The organism is Nocardia gamkensis NBRC 108242 (assembly GCF_001612985.1).
Lineage (GTDB): Bacteria > Actinomycetota > Actinomycetes > Mycobacteriales > Mycobacteriaceae > Nocardia > Nocardia gamkensis.
Genome location: NZ_BDBM01000012.1, coordinates 40728 through 61009 on the forward strand (window position 1 = coordinate 40728; position 20282 = coordinate 61009).

The window sequence follows — 20282 nt, forward strand, 5'->3', positions numbered from 1 at the left end:
TGTGTTCGTGGGCGCCACCTGGAGCGACTACCGGCTGCTCGGGGTCGCGGCCACCCGTGACGGCGATCCCGTCGCGGTGGCCTCGATCCCGTCGTCCATCGCCAACCGCACCTCCTACACCCTCGGCCTGCGCGGCCCGAGCCTCACCGTGGACACCGCGTGCTCGGCGTCGCTGACCGCGCTGCATCTGGCGCGGCGCAGTCTGCTGGACGGTGAATGCGACGCGGCGATCGTGGGCGGGGTGAATCTGCTGCTGCACGAAGACAAATTCCTGCTGCTGCACAGCCTGGGCATGATGTCCGACAGCGGCCGGTGCCGGCCCTTCGCCGCCGGCGCCGACGGCTATGTCCCCGGCGAGGGCGTCGGCGCGCTGTATCTGAAGCCGCTGTCGGCAGCCCGCGCCGACGGCGACACCATCCACGGCTTGATTCTCGGCAGCGCGGTCAACCACGGCGGGCAGACCTCGGGATACAGCGTGCCGCATCCCGGGGCGCAAGCCGAGGTGATCGGCGAGGCCCTGCGCGCGGCCGGGGTCGACCCCGCCGCGATCGACTACCTCGAGGCGCACGGCACCGGGACACCGCTCGGCGATCCGATCGAAATCGCCGGGTTGGCGGCGGTGTTCGGCAGGTCCGGGGGCAGCGGTCGCTCCCGCGCACTCGGGTCCACGAAGTCGAACATCGGCCATTTGGAAGCGGCCGCGGGCGTCGCGGGCCTGACCCGGGTGCTGTTGCAGATGCGCCACGGCCGAATCGCGCCGACGCTGCACACCGCACAGGTCAACCCGGCCATCGCGTTCAACTCGGTGCCGTTCCACCTGCCACGGGAATTGGAGGATTGGCCACGCCGCACCGTCGACGGCGTCGCGGTGGCGCGGCACGCGGGCATCAGCGCGTTCGGCGCGGGCGGCGCCAACGCCCATGTGGTGCTCGCCGAATTCGTCGACGACCGGATTGCCCCGGCCGGGACGGGGGAACCCGAGATCTTCGTGCTCTCGGCGCGCACCCCGGAGCGGTTGCACCGCTACGCCGAGACCATGGCGCGGCACTTCCGCACCCTCGATCCCGCGGACTTCCTCGACGCGTTGCGCACCTTGCAGGTGGGCAGGCCCGCACTGGCACACCGTCTCGCGGTGGTCGCCTCCTCCCCGGTGGAGGTGGCCGACGCACTCGACCGGTTCCGCACCGGCCAACGCGGTCCGGTGGTCACCGGAACCGTCGACGCACAAACCCAGCCGCTGCTCGCGTCGGCGACCGACGACCAGGAACTGGCCCGCCGGTGGGTCGCGGGCGCCGACATCGATTGGCGCGGGCGCGGCGGCCCGCGGCGCCGGATCCCGTTGCCCGGCTACCCGTTCGAACGCACCGACTACTGGATCATCGCGCCGCCGCGCTCGGGCTTCGACACCGCGGTGCGGCGATTCGAGGCGGCGCTGCAGCCCACCGGCATCGTGGAGCCCGGTCGAGCCGAACTCGGCCGTTACGCGGCGATGCTGCTGTTCGCCACGCTCGCGGGCATGGGGCTCACTGCCGGGGAGTGGACTCAGGAATCCTTGGACGCGCGCCTGGGAGTGCGACCGGGGTTCGATCGGCTGCGCACCAGCTGCCTGGACATCCTGCACCGACACGGCCTCGTGCGCCGGCACGACGACCGGTTCGAGGTCCCCGGCCCGCCACCCGGCACCGGCGGGATGCGCGCCGACCTGCTGGCCCGCTTCCCGGAAACCGCGCCCTACGTGGCATTGCTGGATACCTGCCTCGCGGCGTATCCGCGCGTGCTGCGCGGGGAGCTGTCCGCGACGGAGGTGCTGTTCCCCGGCGGCGACCTCGCATTGGTGGGCGCGATCTATCGAGGCAACGCCGCCTACGACTTCACCAACGGCTTGCTCGCCGAATTGGTGGCGGCGGTCGCGCAGCGGCCCGGTGACACGCGGCCGCTGCGGATCGTGGAAATCGGGGCGGGAACGGGCGGTTCCACGCACGCGGTGCTCGACGCGCTCACCGCGCGCGGGATCGCGTTCGACTATCACTACACCGACGTCTCGCACAGTTTCCTCACGCACGGACGGCGCACCTTCGGCACGCGCGAGAACCTGCGTTTCGCGGTGCTGGATATCGACGCCGATCCGGTCGCGCAGGGATTCTCCGCGCACGAGGCCGACCTGGTGCTGTGCGCCAACGTTCTGCATGCGACGCGGTCGATCGACGCGACCCTGCGCAACATCCGGCGGTTGCTGGCGCCCGGCGGTGTGCTCGCGTTCACCGAGGCGACCACGGACCTCGAAGTGCTCGCGCTGACCTTCGGGCTGCTGGAGGGCTGGCACGGCTACCGCGATCCGGAGGCGCGTATCCCGCACTCCCCGTTGCTGTCCGAGTCACAATGGCAGGCCGCGCTGTCCGCGGCGGGATTCTCCGGAGTCCGTTCGTGGGGTCCCGGGCTGTCGGCGGACGAGGAGCCGAGTTTCCGGCTGCTGGCCGCGGTCAGCGCCACCGCGCCCGCCGCTGCGCAGGCCGCTCCCGTTGTCGCCGCACCGGCCACGACCGCGCAGCCTTCTCTCGCGGTCACCGCCGAACCCACCGCCCGTGCGCCGCTCCCCCCGGGGGTGGCAGCCGAGTCGGATTCCGTTACGCAACGCCACTTCGCGGCCGAGCCGGCGGCCGCCGCGCAGCCCCATTTCGCGGCGGCCGCTGCACCGGCCGCCGTTCGGCAGCCCGAACCTTCGACCCTCGAGCAACAGCTCGCCGCGGTGAGCGCATCCGCGCAGCCCGGCGATGCTGCGGCGCTGGAGGCCGAACTCGTCGCCATCGTCGCCGACGGACTGGGTGTGGCGCGCGGCGAGGTGCGCGCGGACTTGCCGTTGTCGGAGTACGGGGTCGATTCCATTCTGGCGGTGAAGATCATCGACCGGGTCAACGCCCGCTACGGCTCGGCGCTGCGCCCCACGGTGGTGTTCGACCATCCGTCGGTACGACTGCTCAGCGCTCACCTGGCCGGACAAGGAGCCACGGCGGCGAGCGCGTCGGCGGCACAGAGGCCCGCCCGGACATCTCCCGTCTCGAACACGGCGCCGTCGGGCGCCCGAACCGTCGCTGCGCAGCCCGCGCAGTCCAGCGAGAGGTCGGCATCGATGGACGTCGCCATCATCGGCATGTCCGGGCAGTTCCCGGGCGCGGCGAACCTCGAGCAGTTCTGGCGCAATCTCGCCGATGGCCGCGACTCGGTGACCGAGGTTCCCGCCACGCGCTGGCCGATCGCCGACTACTTCCGGGCGGGGCAGGTGACCCCGGGCAAGACCTACTCCAAGTGGGGCGGATTCCTCGACGGTGTCGAGGAGTTCGATCCGGCGTTCTTCGACCTGGTGCCCGCCGAAGCCGACTACATGGACCCGCAGCAGCGGCTGTTCCTGGAGCACAGCTGGCTGGCGCTGGAAGACGCCGCCATCGACCCGAAGTCGTTGCGGCGCACCCGGTGCGGAGTGTTCGCCGGGTCGCCGGGGTCGGACTACGCCAACCTGCTGCGCAACCGCGGAGCGGCCGGTTCCCACCACATGTTCACCGGCAACAGTCCGGCCATCCTGCCCGCCCGGGTGGCCTATCACCTCGATCTCACCGGTCCGTGTCTGGGGCTGGACACCGCCTGTTCCTCGGCGCTGGTCGCGTTGCACCAGGCCTGCCGCAGCCTCGCCGCGGGCGAGTCGGAGCTCGCGCTGGCCGGGGGGGTCGCGGTGTTCGTGACGCCCGAGTACCACCTGCTCGCCTCCTCGATGGGCATGCTGTCGCCGCGTGGCCGATGCGCGAGCTTCGACGCGGGCGCCGATGGTTTCGTGATCGCCGAGGGCGTCGGCGTGGTGGTGCTCAAGCCGCTGGCCGCCGCCGAACGCGACGGCGACCCCATCCACGGGGTGATTCGCGGGATCGGCATCAATCACGACGGCCGCACCAATGGCATCACCGCCCCGAGTGTGCGTTCGCAGACCGAACTGGAACTGGCGGTGTATCGCGACGGCGGGATCGATCCGTCCACCATCGGTTACGTCGAAACGCACGGCACCGGAACGCGTTTGGGTGACCCGATCGAGATCGAGGCGCTCACCGCCGCCTTCCGGCGCTACACCGGCGCGGTCGGCGCCGTGGCGGTGGGGTCGGTGAAATCGAACATCGGGCACGCTTCGCATGCCGCGGGCATGGCGAGCCTGTTCAAGGTGCTGCTGGCCATGCGCGCCGGACAGCTGCCGCCCTCGCTGCATGTCGATTCGGTGAACCCGCTGCTCGGATTGGACGAGTCGCCGTTCTTCGTCAACACCGAACTGCGCGTGTGGAACAGCGCACCACGGCGGGCCGCGATCAGTTCCTTCGGTTTCAGCGGCACCAACGCGCACGTGGTGGTGGATGGCGCACCGGAGCCGGTGACGGCCCGCCGTGACCTATCGGGCGGCCCGCAGCTGGCGGTGCTCTCGGCCCGCAGCGCGACGAGCTTGACCCGGATGGCACGGTCGCTGCGCAGGCACCTGGCCGCGCATCCGGAGCCGGCACCCGCGGACATCGCGCGCACGCTGGCATTCGGGCGCGCCGGTTTCGAGCATCGGCTCGCCGTGGTCGGAGACTCCGTGGACGCGATCGCGGCGCGGCTGGCCGCTTTCGCCGAGGGCGACCGTCCGGCAGGCGTCTTCACCGGAACCGTCGACACCCCGTCCACGGACCGGGCCGAAGCCATCGTGCTGGACGACCCGGTAGCAGCAGCACGGCAATGGGTCGAGGGTGGACATGTCGAACACTCGGGCTGGATCGACCCGGCCGCGCGCCGTATTCATCTGCCCGGTTACGAGTTCGACCGAGAAAAATGCTGGGCGCCGGAGGTGAGTGGTCCATCTTCGTCCGCCTACGACGCTGGGCGCTTCCACGATGTTGCCGGACCGGTGAGAGTCTCGAAGCCGGCGGTCGCCGCCGATTTCGCAGGCGCCCCCGAACCAGCAGGGGCTTCCCACCCGGCCGGCGTCCACGAACCTCAGCGCATCGGTGAGCCTCGGGAAGTTGCCGAGCCCCGGACAGGTGCGGCAACGCACCGCGCCGCGTTGGCGTCGACCGACGCGGTGCCGCAAGCGCTGCGTGTAGGCGAGACTGCCCCCGCACCGGCGGCACCCGAGACGAGGGCACTCTATGGCACTTCGGCACCGCGACAGACCGCCGAAATCTACCTCAAAGGTCTACTCGCCCAGTACTGCCGACTCGACCCGCAACGGATCCGCACCCGCATTCCTTTGCAGGACTATGGCATCGATTCGGTGCTGATCAGCAAGATGAACGACCGGCTGGAATCCGATTTCGGTCCGCTGCCGAGCACCCTGTTCTTCGAATATCAGACCGTCCGCGACCTCGCGGGCTATCTCGCCGACGAGCACTCGCCGCGCGTGGCCGCCCTCACCGCCGAACCCGCTCCCGTGACGCCGTCACCCGCCGGCGCACCCGGGGCAGCGCACACGGTTGCTTCGGAAAGCGTTGCTGCCGAATCCGCCGAGCCGATCCTCGACGATGCGCACGATTCCGAGGACATCGCCGTCATCGGCATGGCGGGCAAGTTCCCGATGGCGGGCACGGTCGAGGAGTTCTGGGCCAACCTGAGCGCAGGTCGCGACTGCATCGTCGAGGTGCCGGCGCAACGCTGGGATCACCGCGAATACCTGTCCGAGGATCCCGACGAGCCGGGCACCACCTACGCCCGCTGGGGTGGGTTCCTCGACGACGTGGACAAGTTCGACGCCCGCTTCTTCGGCATCACGCCCAAAGACGCCGAGGAGATGGACCCGCAGCAACGGTTGTTCCTCGAAACCTCTTGGACCGCACTGGAAGACGCGGGTTACTCGCCGGAGCGGGTGCGCCGCAGCGCCGCGGCCCGCGGCCTGCCCGATGCCGGGGTCTTCGCCGGCGTGGGCTACGCCGAGTATCAGGCATTCGTCGGTGTGCCGATCTCGGGCTATTTCGCGGTGGCGAACCGGGTCTCCTACCACTTCGGCTTCAACGGCCCGAGTCTCGCGGTCGACACGGCGTGCTCGGCATCGCTGACCGCGCTGCATCTGGCTTGTGCGAGCCTGCGCCGCGGCGAAGCGGCCTACGCGCTGGCCGGCGGGGTGAACGTGTCGATCCACCCCGGCAAGTACCTGCTGCTCGGCTACGGCCGCTGGGCCTCCACCGACGGCCGCTGCCGGTCGTTCGGCGCGGGCGGTGACGGCTACGTGCCGGGCGAGGGTGTGGTCACTCTCGTGCTCAAACCGTTGCGGCACGCGCGCGCCGACGGTGACCGCGTCTACGGCGTGATCCGCGGCAGCACCCTCAACCACGGCGGGCGCACCAACGGGTTCACCGTCCCCAACCCGGTCGCTCAGGCCGACCTCATCGGCCGGGCCCTCGACGCGGCCCGCGTCGACGCGGGCGACATCGGCTACGTGGAAGCCCACGGCACCGGTACCGCGCTGGGTGATCCCATCGAGATCGCGGCGCTGACGAAGGCGTATCGCCGCTCGACGTCCGCGAGTGGCTATTGCGGCATCGGCTCGGCGAAATCCGGTGTGGGGCATCTGGAAGCGGCGGCGGGCGCGGCGGGCGTGGTGAAGGCGCTGTTGCAGCTGCGCCACGACACCATCGCGCCGAATCTGCACAGCGACCCGCCGAACCCGGGAATCGACTTCACCAAGACTCCGTTCCGCGTCATCGACCGGCCCACGCCATGGCCGCGGCCCGCCGACGGCAGGCCCCGCGTCACCGCCGTCAGCTCGTTCGGTGCGGGAGGCTCGAACGCCCATGTGATCCTCACCGACGCCGAACCCGTCGCGCCGACTGCCGAAGACGGGCGACCGAGGATCGTGGTGTTGTCCGCCCGCGACGCCGACCGGCTCGCCGAACTGGCCGCACGCACCGCCGACCGGCTGCGCGAGCATCCGCTTGCGCTGCCCGACGTGGCGTGGACGCTGGCCGTGGGGAGGGCCACATTCGAGCATCGCCTCGCGGTGGTGGCCACCTCCACGGCCGAACTCGTGGAATTGCTCGACAGCACAGCCGATTCGAGCGCACCTGCACCGGCCGAAGGCCTGCTGGTCTTCCGCGGGGTGGCCCGCACCCACCGCGACCTCGACGAGTTGCCCGGCGAGTCGGATGCCGAGCGCGCCGAGGTGGGCGCGCTGCTGCGCTCCGGCAATCTGCCGCGGGTCGCCGAGTTGTGGGCCGGCGGGTGGACCGTGGACTGGGAACAGGGTTACGGGCGGCCGTTCGGCCGGATCGTGAGCCTGCCCGGTTATCCGTTCGCGCGGCGCAGGTACTGGATCGTGCCCGAGGACTACCAGCGGCGCACCGACCCGGCGCCGCAGGTGGTCGCGAAGACAGTGGTCGCGCGGGAAACCGAACCGCCATCGGCAGATCGGCGCAACGGACACTCCACGAACGGCGCAGCGCACCGAGACACACCGGTGCCCGCCGAACCGGTGCAGACACCCCTCCAATCGGTCGCCCCCGAGCCGTCCGGCGACGAATTCGACAGCGCGTTGCGCGATCGGCTCGCCGAGCACATCCGCGACATCTTCGCCGATCTGACCAAGACCGATCCGGCCGATCTCGACCTCGACGCGGATTTCACCGACTTCGGGTTCGACTCGGTGGCCACCGTCCGGATGCTCAACCGGCTGATGAAGCACTACGACGTCAAGATCCCGGCGGAATCGACCGAGCTGTATCCGACCATCGCGTCGCTGTCGCACCATCTGGTGGCCGAGGGCATCATCACCGGCGCGGCACACGACGCCCCGCGCCCGACCGCCGTCAGCGCGGCCACCGCGACCCAGCAGGACATTCCCGCGGTGACCATGGACGCCCCGATCCCGGTGCGATCTGTCTTCATCACCGGCGTGACCGGTGTGCTGGGCGGCAAGCTGCTGCACGATCTGCTCACGCGCACCGACGTGCGGGTGACCTGCCTGGTGCGCGGCAAGACCGTGGCCGTGGCCGAGCAGCGGATCAAGCACTTCCTGGCCACCTACGATCCGGACGCGACCCTCGAGCGGGCATTCGCCGAGCGCGTCACCACCGTGCTCGGCGACGTCTCCAGCGAACGGCTCGGCCTGGACGAGGACACCTGGCACAAGCTCGCCGACGAGGTGGACCTGACCATCCACGCCGCCGGCCGCACCACCCTGGTCACCTTCTACGACGCGCTGGCCCCGATCAACGTCGAAGGCACCCGTCGCGCGGTGGACTTCGCGCTGCGCTCACGCGGCAAGTACCTGATGTACGTGTCGAGCTTCAGTGCGCTGGGTGACCGGCTCAACTTCAACAACCCGCCGTTCACCGAGCGCGATCTCGAACTGGGCCAAGGCTACGACCATCTGCCCTACCAGCAGACGAAGTACGAGTCCGAGAAGCTGATCCGGGCGGCGAGCGAGCGCGGACTGCTGTGGGACATCGTGCGCCCCGGCAACATCATGGGCGACAGCCGCACCGGCCGGTACCCGTTCTCCGAGGTCAGCGTCAAAGGCGCGTACTACGACATCCTCAAGACGATGATCGAGACCGGCGAGACGATGCTGACGCCGGTGCACTGGGACATCACCCCGGTCGACTACGTCAGCGCCGCGATCGTGCACATCGCCCTGCACCGCCCCACCTACCGGGAGATCTACCACCTGACCAACCCCGATATCCGGCGCTACTACGACGTGGTCCGCTATGTCCAGCGCGCAGGCTACGAAGTGGATCTGGTGCCGCTCGAGGAATTCCATCGCCGCGCCACCGACCGGCAGATCTACCGGCTGGGCAGCGACGAGGTCTACGACAGCCAGACCCTGGAGATGTTCAAGTACGGCATCGAGCTGTTCGGCACCATCCACTACGAAGAAAGCTCCTACGCCGACTGCGCCTACACCCGGCGGGTGCTCGGCGCCGCGGGCATCGACTGTCCGCCGACCGAGGATCTGGTGCGGGTGTATCTGGCGCACTGCGCCGAGGTGGGATACATTCCCGCGCCGCGCGGGGCCGAGCCGGCCGCGGAGGTGCTGCGATGAGCGCCGAGTGCACGATCGTCTTCCCCGGCCAGGGCGCCCAGCGCACGGGGATGGGAGCGGACTTCTGCGCCGAATACCCCCTCGCACGGGAGACTTTCGCCGAAGCCAGCGCCGCGGTGGGCGAGGACCTGCTGCGGATCTGCGCCGAGCGCGATCCGCAGTTGCATCGCACGGAGTACACCCAGCCGTGCGTGTTGACCATGGAGATCGCCGCGTGCCGGGTGCTGGTGACCGAATTCGGTTTCCGGCCGGTCACTTTCGGCGGGCACAGCCTGGGCGAGTACGCCGCGCTGGTCGCGGCGGGCGTGTTCGAACTCGCCGACGGTGTTCGCCTGGTGCGCGCGCGTGGCGCGCTGATGCAGCGTGCCGCGCCGGAGGGGGCGGGCGCGATGGCCGCGCTGATCCTGCCGGATATCGCCGGCTCCGGCGTGGCGGAGCTGGTGGCCGAGGCAGGCGCGGAGGTGGCCAACGACAATTCGACCGATCAGCTGGTGATCAGCGGTGCGCGCGAGGCGGTCGCGGCCGCGCGCGTCGTCCTCGCCGAACGTCATCCGGAGTTGCGTTTCGTCCCGTTGCGGGTGAGCGCGCCGTTCCACTCGCGGTGGATGCGCGGCATCGAGGCCGAGTTCGCCGGACATCTCACCGACTGCGCGCCGCGCATCCGCACCGAGCGTTCGGTCGCGGTGACCTCGAACTACACCGGGGAGTTCCACCGGCCCGAAACCCTCGCCGAGCATCTGGTGCGCCAGATCTCCGCTCCGGTGCGCTGGACGGCGAACATGCGCGCGTTGCTGCGCTCGGACACCCCCCGCTACGAAGTCGGCCCGTCGGCGCCGCTGTCGAAGTTCTTCGCCACGCTGGGTGCGCCGGTGACCCGGATCGCGACGGTGGGTGATCTGCGGGCCCTGCGCGGCGACGCGGGATCGCAACATGCCGCCGTCGAGCCTGCCATGGCTACGGTGGCGGCGTCGGCCCCTGAGCGGGAACGCCTCGCCCCTGACCCGATTTCCGTGTCGGTGGCAGCGTCGGCCGTCCCCGAGCCGGACAGCATCGCGCCCGAGATCATTGCGACGTCGCCGGTAGGGTCGCCTATCCCTCAACCGAAATCGGCTGTGGCAGGGATCAACCCGGCTTCGGGAGCAACTTCGCCCACCCGCGGATCGACGCGACCGGCCGAGACGGATGGGCTGACCATCCACCGCAAGACCGCGGGTACTGCCGGCCTGCGGTTGTTCTGCTGGCCGTTCGCAGGCGGAAAAGCCGCCGCCTACACACCGTGGCGGCGCGAGCTGCCCGACTGGGTGGAGCTGTGCGTGGTCGAACTGCCCGCCCGGCAGCGTCATCTGGCGCAGAGGCCCATCCGCCGCTTCACCGACCTCGTCGACGCCGCGCTGGCCCAGGTCCTGCCCCTGACCGATCTCCCGTTCGCCTTCTTCGGTCACAGCCTCGGCGCGCTGACCGCCTACGAGGTGGCCCGCCGCCTGCCCGATCCGATCGCGCCGCGAGCGCTGTTCCTCGGTGGCGCGGTGGCCCCGCACCTGCCCAGGCCGGGGCGCTTGTCGGACCTGCCGGATCACGAGTTCGTCGCCGCGGTCGGTCATTACGGCGGCATCCCGCCCGAGGTGCGCGAGACCCCGGAGGTGATGGCGTTGTTCCTGCCCGCCTTACGCAGCGACTTCGAAATCTTCGACGACTACCGGTTCACCCCCGCCGCCGCGCCGTCGTGCCCGGCCCACCTGTTCGGCGGCCGGGACGACCGGCAGGTGGCGGTCACGCAGTTGGAGGCGTGGCGTGACGTCCTGCCGGGACTGCGCTCCACCGAGCTGCTGCCCGGCGGTCACTTCTTCCTCGTCGAGCAGCGGGCAGCGCTGCTCGGCTCGCTCGCGGACAAGCTCGCCGCTGTCCGCCCCCACACGGTATCCGCCTGATGAAGGGATGCAGTAATGAAGGTCGAAGTCCTCACCCCCTCGTGCAACCTCGACACCGTCCGCGACGGGCGCGGCGGCATTTTCACCTGGGTCCCGCCCGAACCCCTGCTGGAGTTCAACCTGATCTACATGCACCCCGGCAAAGTGCGCGGCCTGCACTACCACCCGCACTTCGTGGAGTATCTGCTGTTCGTGGAGGGCAACGGCGTGCTGGTGACCAAGGACGACCACGAGGATCCGGACTGCCCGGAGGAGTTCATCCACGTGTCCAAGGGCATCTGCACGCGCACGCCGATCGGGGTGATGCACACCGTGTACTCGATCACCCCGCTGACGTTCATCGCGATGCTGACCAAGCCGTGGGACGAGTGCGATCCGCCGATCGTGCAGGTGGCGCCGCTGCCGCACACCTTGGAAGGCAACGGCGCGTGAGCAGGCCCGAGCGCCGAAGCGGACGCGGCGTACAGGCGCGGTGGCGCCAGTACGCGGCGACCGCCGCGTACGCCGGAAAGGACTGCGTGTGAGCCGATTACGTGTGGCCGTGGTCGGCGCCACCGGATACGTGGGCGCCGCGCTGGTCGACGCGCTCGCGAGAAGCGGACGGTGGGAGGTGGTGCCGGTGGTACGCGCCGACCATGAACGTCACCGCGCGGCCGGTCGCTACGACGTGCTGATCAATACCGCCTGCCCGTCGAAAAGGTTCTGGGCCGAGCATCATCCCGACGCCGATCGCCAGGAGACGGTGGACAAGACGCGCCTGCTGCGCGAGCGGTGGGACTGGGACCGGTTCGTACAGATCAGCAGCATTTCCGCGCGCACCCAGCTGGATACCGTCTACGGCCGCCATCGCGCGGAAGCCGAGCAGATGTGTTGCACGCCGGACAGTCTCGTCGTGCGGCTCGGTCCGATGTACGGCGGGGACTACCGCAAGGGCGTGCTGGCGGACATGGCCGCCGACCGTCCGGTGTTCGCCAGCGGCCGCTCGCGCCAGAGCTTCGCCCCGGTGGAGTGGTGCGCCGACTGGATCGCCGCCCACCTCGAGGACACCGGCCTGCGTGAGGTCGGCGCACGCACCACCGTCACGCTGGCCGAGGTGCGCGACGCGGTGGGCTCACGCTCGGAGTTCGCCAAAGATCATGTCGACGACCAGTTCCCGATCACCGCCACCGGCCCGGACTGGCCGGAGGCGGCGGCGGTGATCGACTGGCTGGCCGGGCGGAGGGTCAGCGGTGCGCGGGCGAACTGAGGCGATGCCTGCTGGGGCGCAGATACTTCTCCGCGCACAGCACCAGCAGGAAACGCACGCTGGTCGCGACGTCGCGGGTGCGCATCTTGGACGCGCCCGCGGTGCGGTTGAGGACGTGGATCGGCACCTGCTCGATCCGGAACCCATTGGCGGCGAGAATGTAGAGACTTTCGAAGAAGAAGGAGTACCCGGTCGAACGGACACGATCGAAAGCCGCCACCGGAACGGAGTCCAGCCGGTAGTATCGGAACGCACCGGTGGCATCGTAGGGCATCCGCAGCAATGTCACGGTGAGAAAATGCCCGACCCGGGTGAGGACCTTGCGGAAGGGAGTCCAGTCGGCGAGGCTGTCCTCTTTCAGATACCGCGATCCGACCACGACGTCGAAACCGGCCGCAGCGGCGCGCAGTGCCGGAAGATACGACGGCGGATGCGCGAAATCGGAATCCATCGTGATGATGTGCCGATATTCTCGCGCGTAGGCCCAGCGAATTCCGGCCTGGTGTGCGGAGCCGACGCCTTTGCGCCCGGCCCTGTGCAGCACGTGGATGCGGGGAGCGTGCTGTCGGGCCAGCTCATCGAGCAGATCTCCGGTCCCGTCCGGGGAGTTGTCGTCGACGAACAGGACATCGAAATCGGTGCCTTGTTCCAGGATCTGAGCGAGCAACGGGCCCACGTTGCGACGCTCGTTGTACGTCGGAATCATTACCAGAGTTTTTTCGGAGGCCGCGCTCATGCAATCGAATTCTAATACCGGCAGCGGCCGAAAGATAGGTATTGCCCGCTTTTTGGCTACCCGTTAGTCTCGGGGTTGGAGGTTTGATGAGAAAGGCGCTGATAACCGGCATCACCGGCCAGGACGGGTCTTATCTGACGGAATTCCTGTTGCAGCAAGGATATGAGGTGCACGGGATTATCCGGCGTGCGTCGAATTTCAATACCGACCGGATAGATCATCTGTATTCCGATACGCATTCCCAACGCCGGCTGTTCCTGCACTACGGGGATCTGATGGATTCCAGCAGCCTCAACCGGATCCTGGAGGACGTGCGCCCGGCGGAGATCTACAACCTGGGCGCGCAGTCGCACGTGCACATCTCGTTCCAGATCCCGGAGTTCACCGCCGAGACCAACGCGATCGGCACGCTGCGCATCCTGGACGCCATCCGCAAGACCGGCATCGCCACCCGGTTCTACCAGGCTTCGTCCTCGGAGCTGTACGGCGGACTGCACGATGTGGCCCTCAGCGAGGACACGCCGTTCCATCCGCGTTCGCCGTATGCCGTGGCGAAGCTGTACGCGTACTGGATCACGGTCAACCATCGCGAGGCCTACGGGATGTACACCGTCAACGGCACCTTGTTCAATCACGAATCACCGCGGCGTGGCGAGGTTTTCGTCACCCGCAAGGTGACCCGCGGCGCGGTGCGCATCGCGCAGGGCAAACAGGACAAGCTGTTCATCGGCAATCTGGACGCCCGCCGGGACTGGGGATACGCCAAGGAGTACGTCGAGGCGATGTGGCTGATGCTGCAACAGCCCGAACCCGACGACTACGTGATCGCCACGGGCGAGACGCACAGCGTGCGCGAGTTGTGCGAGACCGCCTTCTCCGCCACGGGAGTCGAATTGATCTGGGAAGGAACCGGTTTGGCGGAGAAGGGAATCGACCGGCGCACCTCGCGGGTGCTGGTCGAGGTGGATCCGACCTATTTCCGGCCCGCCGAGGTGCATCATCTCACCGGAGATCCGAGCAAGGCGCGCGAGAAGCTCGGGTGGGCGCCCCGCACGAGTTTCACCGAACTGGTCGAGTTGATGGTCGCCCACGATATGGAGAACGTGTGACGCAAGCAGTGGCGGTGCAGGGTTGCCGGGTGTGCGGGAACACCCGGCTCGAGACGGTGGTCGACCTCGGCACGATGGCGCTGACCGGGGTGTTCCCGGCCACCGACCCGACCGAGGTGCCGCGCTACCCGTTGGAGTTGGTGCGCTGCGTGCCCACCGGCAGCGAGGAATGCGGGCTGGTGCAGTTGCGCCACACCGCCGACTTCGACGAAATGTATTCCCCCGGATACGGATACCGCTCCGGACTGAACAAATCGATGATCGACCACCTCGCCCACCGGGTGGCGCGGATCCGGCAGCGGGTGGCGTTGTCGCCGGAGGATGTGGTGATCGACATCGGCAGCAACGACGCGACGCTGCTGCGCGCCTACCCCGAAGGGTCGGCGACGATCGTGGGCATCGACCCGCTGGGGGAGAAGTTCCGCCGGTTCTATCCGCCGCACGTGCGGCTGGTGACCGGGTACTTCACCCGCGAGCTGGTCGAATCGGCGTCGGCGGGGCGACGGGCCAAGGTGATCACCTCGATCGCCATGTTCTACGACGTCCCCGCGCCGCTGGAGTTCATGCGCGCGGTGTACGACAGCCTCACCGACGACGGCATCTGGGTGCTGGAGCAGAGCTATCTGCCCGCGATGCTGGCCACCACCTCCTACGACACGATCTGTCACGAGCACCTGGAGTACTACACCCTCGACCAGATCGAATGGATGGCGCGGCGTTGCGGCTTCGTGGTGCTCGAGGTGGAACGCAATGCCGTCAACGGCGGCAGCTTCGCGCTCACCTTGGGCAAGCGGGGCGAGCCCTCGCCTGCCGATGCCGCCGCGCTGGATCGCATGCGCCAGGAGGAGTCCACGCTGGGGCTGCACACCGCGCAGCCGTACGCGGACTTCGCCGAACGAGTCGAGCAGCATCGCGAACGGGTACGCGACTTCTTCGACCGCTCCCGCAAGGCGGGCCTGCGCACGCTCGGTTACGGAGCCTCCACCAAAGGCAACGTGGTGCTACAGCACTGCGGGATCGGCCCGGAGGACCTGACGTGCATCGCGGAGGTCAACGACGACAAATTCGGCAAGTTCACCCCGGGCAGCGCGATCCCGATCGTGTCGGAGGCACGAGCCCGCGAGCTGGCCCCCGACCAGTTCTTCGTACTGCCCTGGCATTTCCGCACGATGATGCTGGAGCGCGAAAGCGCCTTCCGCGCGGCGGGCGGGCGGCTGGTGTTCCCGCTGCCGGAGCTGGACGTGGTGTGAGATGACCATCGTCGTCACGGGCGCGGCCGGGCAGGACGGCACCCTGCTGTCGGACCTGCTCACCGCGCGCGGTGAGCGCGTGCTGCGGATCGGCCGCGACGGCCCGGTCGACATCACCGACGCCGCCGCGGTCGAGGAGCTGATCGCCGCCGAGCGCCCCGCGCAGGTGTATCTGCTGTCAGCGGTGCAGCACTCCTCGCAGGACGACCACGGCGACCCGCGTGAGCTGGCCCGCGCCTCGCACCGGGTGAACACGCTGCCGGTGCAGTATTTCGCGGAGGCGATCGATCGTCACCGGACGGGCACGCGACTGTTCTACGCGGCCTCCTCGCATGTCTTCGGCTCCGACGGCCCCGCGGTGTGCGACGAGAACAGCGGGCTGCGACCGGACTCGATCTACGGGGTGACCAAAGCGGCGGCCCTGCTGGCCTGCCGCGCCTACCGCGCCCGCGGCGTCTTCGCGGCCGCGGGCATCATGTTCAACCACGAATCACCGTTGCGGGCCGAGAAGTTCGTCACCCGCAAGATCGTGCGCGCCGTCGCCCGGATCCAGCGCGGTGAGACCACCACGGTGGAGGTGGGCAGGTTGGACGCCGGCGCCGACTGGGGGTACGCGCCGGACTACGTCGAGGCGATGACGCGCATCCTGGCCCTCGACGAGCCGGACGAGTTCGTCGTCGCCACCGGCGAACACCACACGGTCGCGCAGTTGTGCGCGGCGGCGTTCGGCATGGCCGGACTGGACTGGAACGACCATGTCCGCGAACGTTCCTCGGTGCTCACCCGCAGCAGGCGACCGCTGGTGGGCGACGCGACGAGGCTGCGCGAGCGGACCGGGTGGCGCCCTTCGGTGGACTTCCACGGCATGGTGCGCGCCATGCTCGTCGCCGAGGGCGTGCGCCCGGCGCAGCAATCGAGGCCGGTACGCACCGGCGGAACGGATGGATGACGTGCCACTGAACGACGAGAATGTCCTCGCCGCCCACTTGATCTCCGTCGCCGACGGCGTCTACGAGGAGACCGCCGCGCGGATCGGCGAGATCGGCACCGAGGCGGTCGCCGACGCGGTGCTGAAGGAGATCGCCTGGCGCGCGAACTACGGATCCCGGCCGGGGCAGCCGGTCACGGCGGTGTTCGAGCTGACCCACGAGGGCAAACAGCTCGACTATCTGCTCACCTTGGGCGCCGAGGAGCCCGCGATAGCTCCCGGCTCCCTGGAGGATCCGTGGCTGGTGGTGCGGCAAGATCTGGTGGAGCTGCTGCGCGCGGTCTACGGCCCGCCCGACGCGGCGCTCGGCACGCGCGCCATCGCGATCAAGGACGAGCCGGGACCGGGCAGTTTCGCACCCGACGACCCGTGGCGGGTGGCCCGCGACGCCGCCGCGGTCGCCGCCGACCGGATCGTCACCGCCTGCCGCCCACAGCACTACGACCTCAACGCCCTGTCGCTGCACTTCGGTTCGGACAAGTGGGGCGGGCACTGGTACACCCAGCACTACGAGCGGCATTTCGCGCCGCTGCGCGACAGCCGCGTGCGCATCCTGGAACTGGGCATCGGCGGCTACACCGCACCCGATGTGGGCGGCGCGTCGCTGCGGATGTGGAAGCAGTACTTCCGCCGCGGGCTGGTGTTCGGGCTGGACTACTTCGACAAGTCCGGCATTGCCGAGCCGCGCCTGCAACCGCTGCGCGGCGATCAGGGCGACGCGGCGTTCCTCGACGAGCTCGGCCGCTCACTGGGCCCGTTCGACATCATCATCGACGACGGCAGCCACATCAGCGGTGACGTGATCGCCTCGTTCCGGGCGCTGTTCGCGCACCTGCGGCCCGGCGGGCTGTACGTGGTGGAGGACACCCAGACCTCCTACTGGTCGGGCTGGGGCGGCAGCAGCACCGCCACCGACGACCCGGCCACCAGCATCGGTTACCTGAAAACCCTGGTGGACGCCTTGCACCACCAGGAATTCGAGAAGGAATCCGGCCGCGCGACCGGCGCTTTCGACGACTGGATCGGGGCGCTGCACTTCTACCACAACATCGTGGTCGTCGAAAAACGCCGCAACGCCGAGCAATCGGCTCCATCATGGGTGCCTCGGCACACCAATCCGATGGAGTGGATGAAGCCGAAGGAGTGATCGGATGAAGTTTCTTGTCGTGCCGGTGCCCTCGTCGGGCCACCTGCTGGCGATGGTGCCGTTCTGCTGGGCGCTGCGGCTGGCCGGGCATGAAGTGCTGGTCGCCTCGCGCGACGACGTGACGGCCACCGCGCTGCGCTCGGGGCTCAACGCCGTCGAGATGACCGCGCTCAACGTGCCCATGGACCAGTTGCGCACCCAGGTGAATCCCGGCATGTTCCCGCTTCCGCTGTTCGCCGACCGCGACCTGTCCAGCGGGCAGGGCCTGTGGCAGATCGCCGCGCAGAACTGGCACAACCATGCCCGCCGATACCTCGAGGCGTTCGCCGCGGTGGCCACCGACTGGCAAGCGGAGGTGATCCTCACCGACCCGCTGGCCACCATCGGCCGGGCGCTGGGCGCGCACCTGGATCTGCCGGTGCTGGTGCACCGCTGGGGCATCGACCCCACCGGCGGTCCCTTCACCGAACGCACCGCCGCACTCGCCGCCGAAGCGGGCACCCGGCTGGCCGACCCGGTCGCCGTGCTCGACATCTGCCCACAGCGGCTGCAAGCGCCCGACGCCGCGCCGGGCACCCCGCTGGGCTACGTCCCGTTCAACGGCACCGGCGCGCTGCCCCCGTGGCACCGCAACGAGCACGGCCGCAAGCGGATCGCGGTGTGCATGGGCGGCAGCACGCTGGGCCTGACCGGTCCGCGGCCGCTGGAATCGGTCCTCGCGGCGCTGGCCGACATCGACGACGCCGAGGTCGTCGTCGCGCTGTCGGCACCCGACCGGGCCACCGTCGGCGAACTGCCCGGCCATGTCCGCGTCGTGCAGGAGGTTCCCCTGAACCTGTTCCTGCCGAGCTGCGATCTGCTGGTGCACCACGGCGGCTCGACCACCGGCCTCACCGCGGGCTGGTTCGGGTTGCCGCAACTGGTGCTGCCGCAGATGTTCGACCAGTTCGACTACGCGCGCGGCCTGGTGCGCAGCGGGGCCGGGCTCGCCGCCGAGACCCCGGCGAGCCAAGGCGACATCGACGCGCTCACCACCTCGATCCGCACACTGCTGCGCGAACCCGGATTCCGCGCCGCCGCCGAACAGATCGGCGCGGACCTGCGCGCCGCGCCCACCGCGGGCGACGTGGTGTCCCAAGTGGTTCCGTTGCTGACCGGGCACGCCACAGCAGCGACCAGATAGACCATCCGCGCGGCCCGGGACCGGGCGACGCGGGAACCGAAAGCCGTAGGTTGCAGATGATATCCAGGACATGGACCAGGTTCCGTGGTTCGCTCGACTACTTCGCCGCGATGTACGCGGTGTTCGTCGTCGGCATTCTCGTCCCCGTCGTGATGATCGTGCTCTCGCTCACCGGCCTCCCCGGACCGGTGACCGCCGTGCTCGGCGTCGTGTGCGCGGTGGCGCTGTTCGTGCTGTTCGTGCCGACGGTGCCCGCCGAGTGGCGGGAGGTGGTGCGTGCCAAACCGATCGTGGTGCGGGTGCTGTGGAGCGTGGCCATCCTGCTCGTAGTCGCGGTGCTGGCCCGGTTGACGCAGTTCATCCTCGACGCCGACAACGTCGACGCCTCGCTGTCGGCCGACGACGACTTCCTGGTGAAGAAGACCCACCTGTCCGGTTACCTCAGCGGTGCGCTCATGGCCGAGCACGACCCGGCGAGCCTCTACGACCGCCACCGCTACGAATCACCCCAGGCGGATTCGATCCTGCCCGCGGTGACGCCGCAGGATCGCGACGCCTACCTCTACCCGCCGCCGTTCCTGCTGCTGCCCCGGTTGCTGCTGCTGTTCAGCCACGACTTCGCCACGCTGCGCGCGCTGTATTACTCGCTGTACGTGGCGATCGTGCTGGTGGCGATGTTCGCCATCGCCCGCTGGGTCGGCGGCAGGCAGGGCGGGGTGCTGGCGGCGCTGACCCCGGTGGTGTGGCTCAGCCTGCCGACCCTGGCGACTTTGCAGATCGGCAACATCCACGTGCTGGTACTGTATGTCGGCGGTGCGGGCGCCATGGTGCTGTTCCATCTGCGGCGCAATATCTTCGGCGGCGCGGCTCTGGCGTTCGCGATCATCGCCAAGGTGTCCCCGGCGATCCTGCTGGTCTATCTGCTGGTCCAGCGGCGCTGGCGGCCCGCGGTGTGGACGGCGGTGTTCGGCGTGCTGTATTCACTGGCCACGCTGGCGATCTTCGGCTGGGAGCCGTGGCGGCAATTCCTGTCCGACGGCACCTGGCAGCGGCTGGCCAGCGGGGAATTCCACCAGTTCGTGCTGGTGGAGCGAGCCAACCAGCTGGTCAACTATTCGCCGTTCGGGCTGCCGTACAAGGCGAACATCATGGGCTGGGACATCGGCGATCCCGTCGGGCCCGCTCGCGTGATCACCAACATCTACACGTTGTTGCTGCTGATCCTGGTGGCGGCTACCGCGGTCCGCATCCACCGGCGGCTGTCCGCCGGGGCCGAAGGGCCGCGGGTGCGCGCCGAGCAGCTGGCCATCTGGCTGGCGGTGCTGACGCTGGCGTCGTTCCGCGCTCCGTTCGGGCCGTGGGTGTACATCGCGGTGGGCGCGGTATGGATGCTGGCGGTGTACGCCGGGCTGATGCGCGGCGGCAAACGCACCGTCGCCCTGCTCACGGTGGCCTGGCTGATCGTCGCGGTCTACAACGAGAACGTCTACTTCACGCTGGTGGCGCAGACGGTCATCTACGTCGCCTGCTTCGTGGTGGCCTGGCGGGCGAGCGCGGGCACCGATCCGGAACCCACGCCGCCGCAGGAAGACACTCCACAAACCGAACGGGTCGGCGCGGCATGAGCGGTCAGGCCCGGAGGCGGCAGCGCA

The 20282-nt window shown here is 69.3% G+C and carries 11 protein-coding genes (1 of these 11 only partly in view); 10 read left to right on the top strand and 1 reads right to left on the bottom strand.

Features of this window, described 5'->3' with window-relative positions; genetic code table 11:
- From NG1_RS12935 to NG1_RS12950, 4 genes are all read left to right on the top strand, one after another.
- On the top strand, positions 1–9043 hold the 3' portion of the coding sequence (locus tag NG1_RS12935; protein WP_062970468.1) for a thioester reductase domain-containing protein. 3125 nt of this gene lie to the left of the window's left edge; the window shows 9043 of its 12168 coding nt (coding positions 3126–12168); its start codon lies off the left edge, out of view; the stop codon is at positions 9041–9043.
- Positions 9040–10971, top strand: a complete 1932-nt coding sequence (locus tag NG1_RS35560; RefSeq protein WP_062970470.1) for a thioesterase domain-containing protein — start codon at positions 9040–9042, stop codon at positions 10969–10971. Before NG1_RS12935 ends, NG1_RS35560 begins: the two co-directional genes overlap by 4 nt.
- Before the next feature lie 15 nt (positions 10972–10986).
- The gene (locus NG1_RS12945; protein WP_040867020.1) at positions 10987–11403 is read left to right on the top strand and encodes a cupin domain-containing protein; all 417 of its coding nucleotides are present in this window, start codon (positions 10987–10989) and stop codon (positions 11401–11403) included.
- Between the two features lie 88 nt (positions 11404–11491).
- Positions 11492–12217 (top strand): NAD-dependent epimerase/dehydratase family protein, encoded by a 726-nt coding sequence (locus tag NG1_RS12950; RefSeq protein ID WP_210750877.1) that lies wholly within the window; start codon positions 11492–11494, stop codon positions 12215–12217.
- On the opposite strand, the gene NG1_RS12955 is transcribed toward NG1_RS12950, so the two are convergent.
- The gene (locus NG1_RS12955) at positions 12195–12923 is read right to left on the bottom strand and encodes a polyprenol monophosphomannose synthase (RefSeq protein ID WP_062970473.1); all 729 of its coding nucleotides are present in this window, start codon (positions 12921–12923) and stop codon (positions 12195–12197) included. The genes NG1_RS12950 and NG1_RS12955 overlap by 23 nt on opposite strands.
- A gap of 116 nt (positions 12924–13039) precedes the next feature.
- On the opposite strand from NG1_RS12955, the gene gmd reads away from it, so the two are divergent.
- Genes gmd through NG1_RS12985 form a run of 6 tightly spaced genes read left to right on the top strand, consistent with a single transcriptional unit; the run spans position 13040 to position 20255 of the window.
- Positions 13040–14062, top strand: coding sequence for a GDP-mannose 4,6-dehydratase (gmd, locus tag NG1_RS12960; RefSeq protein WP_040867022.1), 1023 nt, complete (start codon positions 13040–13042; stop codon positions 14060–14062).
- Positions 14059–15312 carry a class I SAM-dependent methyltransferase gene (locus NG1_RS12965; RefSeq protein ID WP_210750876.1) on the top strand — a complete coding sequence of 418 codons (1254 nt, stop codon included), beginning with the start codon at positions 14059–14061 and terminating at the stop codon, positions 15310–15312. The genes gmd and NG1_RS12965 overlap by 4 nt, the downstream gene beginning before the upstream one ends.
- Position 15313: 1 nt before the next feature.
- Positions 15314–16261: a GDP-mannose 4,6-dehydratase gene (locus tag NG1_RS12970; RefSeq protein ID WP_062970479.1), complete on the top strand. Its 948-nt coding sequence runs from the start codon at positions 15314–15316 to the stop codon at positions 16259–16261.
- Between the two features lies 1 nt (position 16262).
- Positions 16263–17447, top strand: a complete 1185-nt coding sequence (locus NG1_RS12975; protein ID WP_157114031.1) for a class I SAM-dependent methyltransferase — start codon at positions 16263–16265, stop codon at positions 17445–17447.
- Between the two features lie 4 nt (positions 17448–17451).
- Positions 17452–18630 (top strand): nucleotide disphospho-sugar-binding domain-containing protein, encoded by a 1179-nt coding sequence (locus NG1_RS12980; protein ID WP_062970483.1) that lies wholly within the window; start codon positions 17452–17454, stop codon positions 18628–18630.
- A gap of 56 nt (positions 18631–18686) precedes the next feature.
- A complete protein-coding gene (locus NG1_RS12985; RefSeq protein ID WP_062970485.1) occupies positions 18687–20255 on the top strand; it encodes a glycosyltransferase family 87 protein in 1569 nt (522 codons plus the stop codon).
- Positions 20256–20282 lie beyond the last annotated feature (27 nt).